Source organism: Streptomyces sp. SolWspMP-5a-2 (assembly GCF_900091845.1).
In the GTDB taxonomy this organism is placed as follows: domain Bacteria; phylum Actinomycetota; class Actinomycetes; order Streptomycetales; family Streptomycetaceae; genus Streptomyces; species Streptomyces doudnae.
The window spans coordinates 1-9,293 of the sequence record NZ_FMCI01000281.1; the positions used below are offsets into that span (position 1 = coordinate 1).

Annotated in this window: 6 protein-coding genes; 4 read left to right on the plus strand and 2 right to left on the minus strand. The window is 74.9% G+C overall.

What is annotated here, in order from left to right; all coding sequences use genetic code 11:
* Positions 1-148 precede the first annotated feature (148 nt).
* Positions 149-880: a FadR/GntR family transcriptional regulator gene (locus GA0115242_RS28380; protein ID WP_093833435.1), complete on the minus strand. Its 732-nt coding sequence runs from the start codon at positions 878-880 to the stop codon at positions 149-151.
* Between the two features lie 85 nt (positions 881-965).
* Here GA0115242_RS28380 and GA0115242_RS28385 point away from each other — a divergent pair, with 85 nt between their 5' ends.
* From GA0115242_RS28385 to GA0115242_RS28400, 4 genes are read left to right on the plus strand one after another with little or no spacing between them, the layout of a single operon-like run.
* Positions 966-2,324 (plus strand): glutamine synthetase family protein, encoded by a 1,359-nt coding sequence (locus tag GA0115242_RS28385; RefSeq protein ID WP_093833437.1) that lies wholly within the window; start codon positions 966-968, stop codon positions 2,322-2,324.
* A gap of 28 nt (positions 2,325-2,352) precedes the next feature.
* Positions 2,353-3,732, plus strand: coding sequence for an aldehyde dehydrogenase family protein (locus tag GA0115242_RS28390; RefSeq protein ID WP_093833439.1), 1,380 nt, complete (start codon positions 2,353-2,355; stop codon positions 3,730-3,732).
* 11 nt (positions 3,733-3,743) lie between these two features.
* A complete protein-coding gene (locus tag GA0115242_RS28395; protein ID WP_202555870.1) occupies positions 3,744-4,511 on the plus strand; it encodes a 3-oxoacyl-ACP reductase in 768 nt (255 codons plus the stop codon).
* Between the two features lie 25 nt (positions 4,512-4,536).
* On the plus strand, positions 4,537-5,802 hold the full coding sequence (locus tag GA0115242_RS28400; RefSeq protein WP_093833443.1) for a hypothetical protein: 1,266 nt from the start codon (positions 4,537-4,539) through the stop codon (positions 5,800-5,802).
* 67 nt (positions 5,803-5,869) lie between these two features.
* Here GA0115242_RS28400 and GA0115242_RS28405 read toward each other — a convergent pair whose 3' ends face one another.
* Positions 5,870-7,072, minus strand: coding sequence for an amino acid deaminase/aldolase (locus GA0115242_RS28405; protein ID WP_093833445.1), 1,203 nt, complete (start codon positions 7,070-7,072; stop codon positions 5,870-5,872).
* Positions 7,073-9,293: the final 2,221 nt, after the last annotated feature.

Consider the following 9,293-nt stretch of genomic DNA (forward strand, 5'->3'; position numbering starts at 1 on the left):
CTCCCGGCGCGACCGGAGGCGGGGCGGGTCCCGGGCGGCGGGCGGGCGCGCGCGACCGACGGGGCGGCCCCGGCCGCCTGCGGCAACGGCGTTCCGTGCGGCAACGGCGCTCCGTGCGGCCGGGGCCTTCAGGTGCTGTCGGGTGCCGTCAGGCGAGGAAGCCGCGGAGCAGGGCCGCCGTGCCGCCGCAGTGCTCGCGCATCATCTCCCGCGCGCCGTCCGCGTCGCCGTCCAGGACCGCCTCGACCAGCGCGGCGTGCTGGCGCTGCGAGTGCTCCAGGTTGCGCACCAGCAGCGGGATGCAGTCCAGCAGGTCGTTGACGGTCGCGCGGACCGCCGCGTACTGCCCGGTCAGGGTCGGTGAGCCGCACAGCTCGGCGAGGGTCAGGTGCAGCAGGGTGTCCAGTCGCCGGTACTCGGTGAGCGGGGCGTCCTGGGTGCGGGCCAGCGCCTCGCGCAGCCGCGTCGCCCGGTCGCCGTCCAGGCCGTGCGCCGCGCAGAGTCCGGCCGCCCCTACTTCGAGCACCTCCCTGAAGCGCAGCAGGTCCTCGATGTCGACGGAGCTGACCCTGCGGCGCAGCTCGTCCTCCCCGCCCGCGTCCCTGGCCCGCACGAACGTGCCGCCGTAGCGGCCCCTGCGGGACTCGACCAGGCCCTGGTCCTGGAGCACCTTCAGCACCTCGCGCAGGGTGACCCTGCTGATCCCCAGCCGCTCCGCCAACTCCCGCTCGGCGGGCAGCCGTTCACCGCCCGGCACCAGGCCGAGCCGCACCACCTGGAGGATCTGTTCCAGGGCCTCCTCGAAGCCGTTCCCCGCCCGCACCGGACGCAGGACCGGCGTCAGGCGGTCCCGCAGCTCGCCGTCCGGATCCACCGACATCCCGGCGCACCCCCTTCCCAAGCAATGGTTCTCCGCAATACCTTATGGCTCCGGGCTGACAGAAGAAGCCGAAGGAGGCTCACCCGTGGCAGACCGCACACCCCCGCTCGACGTCGAGGAGCTCGTCGCCCTCGTCGACAGCGGTGAGATCGACACTGTTGTCCTGGCCTTCCCCGACATGCAAGGGCGGCTGCAGGGCAAGCGGTTCGCCGCCCGTTTCTTCCTCGACGAGGTCCTGGAGAACGGCACCGAAGGCTGCAACTACCTGCTGGCCGTGGACACCGAGATGAACACCGTCGACGGCTACGCCATGTCCTCCTGGGAACGCGGCTACGGCGACTTCGCGATGCGCCCCGACCCCAGCACCCTGCGCCGTCTCCCCTGGAACGACGGCACGGCCCTGCTCGTGGCCGACCTCGCCTGGGACGACGGCACCCCTGTGGTCGCCGCACCTCGTCAGATCCTCCGCCGCCAACTCGAACGCCTCGCCGCACTCGGCCTCACCGCACAGGTCGGTACGGAGCTGGAGTTCATCGTGTTCAAGGACACGTACGAGCAGGCCTGGGACCGCGCCTACCGGGACCTGACCCCGGCCAACCAGTACAACGTCGACTACTCCGTCCTCGGCACCGGCCGCATCGAACCCCTGCTGCGCCGCATCCGCAACGAGATGGCGGCGGCCGGACTCACCGTCGAGTCGGCCAAGGGCGAGTGCAACCCCGGCCAGCACGAGATCGCCTTCCGCTACGACGAGGCCCTGGTCACCTGCGACCAGCACGCCGTCTACAAGACCGGCACCAAGGAGATCGCCTCCCAGGAGGGCGTGTCGATCACCTTCATGGCCAAGTACAACGAGCGCGAGGGCAACTCCTGCCACATCCACCTCTCGCTCACCGACGCCGACGGCGCCAACGCGATGGCGGGACCCGACGGCATGTCCGACCTGATGCGGCACTTCCTCGCCGGTCAGCTCGCCGCGCTGCGCGACTTCTCCCTCCTCTACGCCCCCAACATCAACTCCTACAAGCGGTTCCAGCAGGGCTCCTTCGCCCCCACCGCCGTCGCCTGGGGCCACGACAACCGCACCTGCGCGCTGCGGGTCGTCGGGCACGGCCGGTCGCTGCGGTTCGAGAACCGGCTGCCCGGCGGCGACGTCAACCCCTACCTCGCGGTCGCCGGACTGATCGCCGCCGGACTGCACGGCGTCGAGGAGCGGCTGGAGCTGCCCGAGCCCTGTACGGGCAACGCCTACGACGGCGGCTACGAGCACGTCCCCGGCACCCTCAGGGAGGCCGCCGAACTCTGGGAGAGCAGCCCCCTCGCGCGCGCCGCCTTCGGCGACGAGGTGGTCGCCCACTACCGCAACATGGCCCGCGTCGAACTCGCGGCCTTCGACGCCGCGGTCACCGACTGGGAACTGCGCCGCTCCTTCGAACGCCACTGACCCACCGCACCACCTGAAAGGCTCCCTCGTGTCCGACCACCCCGAGCTGCGGGTCCTCGACCCCGCCACCGAAGAGGTCGTCGCCACCGTGCCCGCCGCCACCCGGGCCGACGTGGACGCCGCCGTCGTCCGCGCCACGGCCGCGCAGGCGCGGTGGGCCGCCCTGGCGCCCGCCGACCGGGCCAGGCTGCTGCGCCGGTTCGCCCTCACCGTCGACGAACACCTGGAGGAACTGGCCCGGTTGGAGGTCAGGGAGGCCGGTCACACCCTCGGCAACGCCCGCTGGGAGGCGGGCAACGTCCGCGACCTGCTCGACTACGCGGCCGGGGGAGTGGAGCGGCTGACGGGACGTCAGATCCCGGTCCCCGGCGGCCTCGACGTGACCATCCTCGAACCCCTCGGCGTGGTCGGCGTGATCGCGCCCTGGAACTTCCCCATGCCGATCGCCGCCTGGGGCGCGGTCCCGGCCCTCGCGGCGGGCAACGCCGTCCTCCTCAAGCCCGCCGAGACCACCCCGCTCACCGCCCTCAGACTGGCCGAACTCGCCCTGGACGCAGGGCTCCCCGCGGATCTCTTCCAGGTCCTGCCGGGACACGGGCCGGTCGCGGGCGACGCCCTCGTCGAACACCCCGGCGTCGCCAAGATCGTCTTCACCGGTTCGAGCGCCGTCGGCCGCCAGGTGCTGGCGAAGGGCTCCGCCCGGCTCAAGCGCGTCACCCTCGAACTCGGCGGCAAGAGCCCCAACATCGTCTTCGCCGACTCCGACCTGGAGGCCGCCGCCGCAGCCGCCCCCCTCTCCTTCCTCGACAACGCCGGACAGGACTGCTGCGCCCGCACCCGCATCCTCGTCCAGCGCTCCGTCCACGACCGCTTCCTCGAACTCCTCGCCCCCGCCGTCGAGTCCGTCCGCGTCGGCGACCCCTCCGACCCGCAGACCCAGATGGGCCCGCTGATCTCCGCGGCCCAGCGCGACCGCGTCCGCTCGTACGTCGACCCCGACGCCCCCGGCCTCCGCGGCAAGGCCCCCGAGGGCCCCGGCTTCTGGTTCCCGCCCACCGTCCTCACCGGCGTCGACCCGGGCGCCCGGGTGGCCGTCGAGGAGGTCTTCGGACCCGTCGCCGTCGTCCTGCCCTTCGAGGACGAGGCCGACGCGGTGGCCCTCGCCAATGCCACCGACTACGGCCTCGCGGGCTCCGTCTGGACCCGGGACGTCGGACGCGCGCTGCGTGTCTCGCAGGCCGTGCGGGCCGGGAACCTGTCCGTCAACTCCCACTCCAGCGTCCGCTACTGGACCCCCTTCGGCGGCTTCAAGCAGTCCGGCATCGGCCGCGAACTCGGCCCGGACGCCCTGACCGCCTTCACCGAGACCAAGAACGTCTTCATCAGCACGGAAGGTCCCGCACAGTGAGCGCAGAGAACATGTGCCGTCGTCTCGTCGGCCGCACGGCCGTCATCACCGGCGCCGGCAGCGGCATCGGCCTCGCCGCCGCCCGCAGGCTCGCCTCCGAAGGCGCCCACGTGGTCTGCGGCGACATCGACGAGGCCGGCGGCAAGGCCGCGGCCGAGGAGGTCGGCGGCCTCTTCGTCAAGGTCGACGTCACCGACGCCGAGCAGGTCGAGGCGCTGTTCAAGGCCGCCTTCGACACCTACGGCAGCGTCGACATCGCCTTCAACAACGCCGGGATCTCCCCGCCCGACGACGACTCCGTGCTGGAGACCGGGCTCGACGCCTGGCGGCGCGTCCAGGAGGTCAACCTCACCTCCGTCTTCCTGTGCTGCAAGGCCGCCATCCCCTACATGCGCCGCCAGGGCCGGGGCTCCATCATCAACACCGCCTCCTTCGTGGCCCGTATGGGCGCGGCGACCTCCCAGATCTCCTACACCGCGTCCAAGGGCGGCGTCCTCGCCATGTCCCGCGAACTCGGCGTCCAGTTCGCCCGCGAGGGCATCCGCGTGAACGCCCTGTGCCCCGGCCCGGTCAACACCCCGCTGCTCCAGGAGCTGTTCGCCAAGGACCCCGAGCGGGCCGCCCGCCGCCTGGTGCACATCCCCGTCGGCCGGTTCGCCGAGGCCGACGAGATCGCCGCCGCCGTCGCCTTCCTGGCGAGCGACGACGCGTCCTTCGTCAACGCCACCGACTTCCTCGTGGACGGCGGCATCTCGGGCGCGTACGTCACCCCGGTGTAGGGAGGAACCGGTACGGTCCGGGCGTATGCGACAGCTTCTCGCCCGGACCCTGGCCGTGGCCGCCGCCACCCTCGCGGTCACGGCCACCGCACCCGCCCCCGCCCCCTCGGCCGCCTCCACCGACTGCCCCCGTCTGACCGGCCGCTGGCACGGCGACGCCCGCGCCCACCTCCAGCGGCTCATCGACGAACGCGGCACCTGCTCCCGCCCCGGAGGGCCCCGCCCGGTCGCCGCCTTCGACTGGGACAACACGGTCACCAAGAACGACGTCACCGACGCCACCCTCTCCTGGGCCCTGCGCCACGACCGCATCCTGCGCCCCGCCCGCTGGCGGGACACCAGCGCCTGGCTCACCCCCGCCGCCGACCGCGCCCTCACCACCGCCTGCGGCACCCGCGTCCCCGTCGGCGCCCCGCTGCCCACCTCCCGCGACGCCCGCTGCACCGACGAGATCGCCGTCATCCGGGACAGCGGCACCACGACCTCCGGCGCCCCCGCCTTCGCGGGCACCTGGAACCACCGGCGCACCGTCCCGCAGTACGCCTGGGTGCCCCAGCTCTTCGCCGGGCACACCCCCGCCGAACTCTCCGGCTACGCCCGCGCCGCCCGCCGCGAGGCCCTCGCCGCCCCGGTCGGCGCCGTCCGCACCCTCGGCACCCGCACCGTCCCCGGCTACGTCCGCTACTACGACCAGCAGCGCGACCTGATCCGCACCCTGCGCAGGGCCGGGTTCGACGTCTACATCGTCTCCGCTGGGGCCGCCCCGATCACCCAGGTCTGGTCCCGCTCCCTGGGCTTCGACGCCGCCCACACCCTCGCCATCCGCTCCGTCCTCGACCGCGGGGGCCGCCTCACCACCCGCACCGAGGGCTGCGGCGGCGTCCCCGCGGGACCCGGCACGGTGATCCCCTACATCGACGGCAAACGCTGCTGGATCAACCAGGAGATCCACGGTGTCCACGGCCCCGCCGCCTGGCAGCGCCGCCCCTGGGCCGAGCGCCCCGCCCTCGCCGCCGGGGACGCCGACACCGACGCCACGTTCGTCGGCGACGCGACCGGCGTCCACCTCGTCCTCGACCGCAACAAGCCCGAGCTGATGTGCCGCGCCCTCGACGACGCCGACGGACGCTGGCTGATCCAGCCGATGTTCATCGACCCGCTGCCGCGCAGGACCGCCCCCTACCCGTGCGCGACGACCGCCTACAACGCCCCCGGCGGCGGCGGGTCACCCCTCCTGCGGCCCGACGGCTCCACCGTCCCCGACCTGAGCGAAGGGCCCTCCGCGTCCTGACGGCATGCGGCGGCCCTCACCGGCGGGGGAGCGCACCCTCACAGGAAGAAGGCGTCACAGGCAGACGTCACAGGAAGACGTGCCCCTCGCCCCGGTACGTCGGCACGGTCGCCGTCACCCGGTCGCCCTCGACGAGCCGCAACGCGTCGAACCGCTCGCAGAGTTCACCGGCCTTCGCGTGCCGGAACCACACCTTGTCGCCGAGCAGCAGATCGTCGGCGGGGGAGCCGAGCAGCGGCGTCTGCACCTCGCCGGGCCCCTCCTGCGGGTCGTAGCGCAGCCCCTCCGGCAGATACGGCACCGGCAGCCGGTCGGGGCCCGCCGCGCCGGACGCCGGATAGCCGCCGCCCAGCACCGTCACCACCCCGACTCCCGGCCTGCGCACCACCGGCTGCGCGAACAGCGCGGCCGGACGGCCCGTGAACGACGTGTAGTTGTCGAAAAGACGGGGCACGTACAGCCCCGAACCCGCCGCGATCTCGGTGACGGAGTCCTCCGCCGCGGTGTGCTGCACACTGCCGGTGCCACCGCCGTTGACGAACTCCAGGTCCGGGACGACGGCCCGCACCGCGCGCACCGCCTCCGCCCGCCGCTGCGTCAGCTCCCGCCGCGCCGTGGCCTGCATCAGCCGCACCGCGCGCGACCGCAGCGGCTGCCCCGCCACCGCGTCCCCGACACCGGCCACATGACCCTCGTAACCCATCACGCCCACCACCCGGAAGCCCGGCCTGCGGGCCACCGACCGTGCCAGCTCAGCCAGTTGGGCGGGCGAATGCAGCGGGGAGCGCCGGGCACCGACCCGCACCCGGCCGCCCAGTAGCCGCAGCGAGGTGTCCAACTCCAGGCAGACCCGCACCACTTCACGGCCGCCGTCGCGGGCTCCGTCGATCAGCGCGAGCTGCGCCGGGTCGTCGACCATCACCGTCACGGCGGCGGCCAGCTTCGGATCGGACGTCAGCTCCGCGAACCCCGCGCGGTCGGCCGACGGGTAGGCAAGCAGCACGTCGTCGAAGCCGGAGCGCGCCAGCCACAGCGACTCGGCCAGCGTGAACGACATGATCCCCGCGAAGCCGTCCCGCGCCAGCACCCGCTCCAGCAGGGCCCGGCAGCGGACCGACTTGCTCGCGACCCGGATCGGTTTCCCGGCGGCCCGCCGGACCAGATCGGCCGCGTTCGCGTCGAACGCGTCGAGATCCACGATGGCCACAGGGGCGTCGAGATGGGCGGTGGCCCGGTCGTAACGGGCCCGGTCGGCGGCGCGCGCAGTCATGAACGAAGCCTGCCAGACAGGATTACCGCAGGGTAGGGGGACGTTCCGGGCAGATGCCCCGGGGTGAGCCGACTGGTTCCCGTGGGGCCGTCGGCAACCCGTAGAGTGACGCGAACGCACGGCGGAAACGATCCGGTCGCCCACCCGCGCCGGGATGGCGCGCCGCGCGTACGGGTATGCGTGCCCGGGACGGCGCTGACCGCATCGCCCGGACCGGCGTTGAGCGCCAGGACGACGGCCCGCGTACATGTGGACGGGTCCGGGGTCCGAGGAAACGGGGGGTGCATGGGTACGGAAGCGCGGCACGCTCCGGTACCGCCACGCCCACCGCACCCGCCGACGCCGCCCGACCCGGCCGCCGAGGAACCGGCACCGCCCGCGAGCGCCTCGACCGGCGTCTGGTCGCCCTGGCCCGCGGCGAACGACCCCTTCGACGCGTTCGGGACACGGACGCGCCGCACACCACCGGCCGCGGACGCCACCGGCGCCACTGACGCGGCCGTCGCCGACCCGGCCAGGACACCGGCCGACGACGGTACGACGACCCCGGTGACGCCCCAACCCCCGTCCGCGCGACCGCACTTCCCGTACCTCCGCCGCCCCTTCGACACCCCGGCCCCGCCCCGGGCGTCGGCCCGCTTCCCGGACAGGCCCCCGAGCACACCGACCGGGAACGGCCCCACGGACGACCCCGCGCCGGCACCGGAAGGGCAGCGCACTCCTGCGTCGGCACCTGACGGGTGGCGGACCTCCGCGTCGACACCTGACGGGCAGCGCACCCCCGCGTCGGCACCTGACGGGTCGCGGACCTCCGCGTCGGCGTCCGAGGGGCAGCGCACTCCCGCGCCGACACCTGAGGGGCAGCGCACTCCCGCGTCTACACCTGACGGGTGGCGCACCCCCGCGCCGACACCCGAGGGGCGGCGCACCCCCGCGTCGAACGGACCGGTGGCGGCGGCCCCTGGCCCCGTCGAGTCCGGCCGTGACCTGCCCCGTCCTGACGGTGCTCCCGGCGCGCTCCGTGCCGAGCGGGGCACGGACGGAGCGGGCGGTGACGGCCCCGGACGGAACGGGTCCGGTGGGCCCGCTGCCGGGGAACGGTCCTCCGGCACCCCGGTTCCCGGGCGGCGGACGCCGGGCGGCTCGGGACCGGCCTGGTCCGGGAGCCCCGTACCGCCGCGTCCGGGCGATCGTCCCGAGGCACGTCCCCCGCGTCCGGACCGGGCCCCCGACACCGCCGTCCCCGGGACGACCGGTTCCCCCCGCCCGGCCGACCGGACCCCCTCCGCTCCTACGACGGCATCCGACGACCCGCGCCGGACGTCCGGGTCCGGTGCCCCCCGGTGACGGAGACGTTCCGCGTCCGCCCGTGCCGCCGCGCCCGGTGTACCGACCCGGTCCGGCCGCCCCCGGCCCGGCGGAACCCTGGGACGCCCCTGCCCCGAATGCGCCCGCCCGGCACCCCGGCCCGCCGTCCGCCTCGTCACCCGGTGACCGCCGGACGCGGGAGGCCCGTCACCCGGCCGCACCCGACGCCGGGGACGGCCCTGACACCGGGAGCGCTCCCTGCGCCGGGCGCGGCCCCGGTTCCCCGCAGACTCCGGACCCGGGCCGCGCGCCCGACACCGCCCGGTCCGACTCGTCCCCGGCCCAGGACCCGCGAGTCGCGACACCGGGTGATGCGACACCGCATGACGTGACACGGGGTGCGGCCGCCGGTCCGGTCGCCGGTGGGGATTCCGCGCCCGCACGTCCCGGCGCGGGGACGTCACGACAGGGACGCGGTCCCGCGGACTCCGGTGCCTTCCGCGCCGCGGCGTCGGCCGGGTCCGCCGGTGCGGACGTCTTCCGTGCGGGGGAGTCGGGTGGTGCGGACGCCTTCCCCGCGCCGTCCGGCTCCGGTGCCTCCCGGCGGCCGGTGGACGGTCGCGTGCCCGGCGTCGATGCGGGCGTCCCCGGCCCGGCCGGGGAGACGTCCGGAGCCGAGTGCACCCCAGACCCCGTCACCGGTGACGGCGTCGGCCCCCGTACCGCCCACCCCCCGCTCCCCGGTCGCCCCGCCGGACGTCCCGACGTGCCGCGCACCCCCGGCCGCGCCCCCCACCGCCCCGGCGCTTTCCGGGCCCCGCCCCCGGCGGCTCCCCGCTCCACCCCACCGCCCCGGCGCCCCCGCACACGCCCGAGTCTCTGCACGCCCCGGCGCCCCCGCATGCGCCCGCCC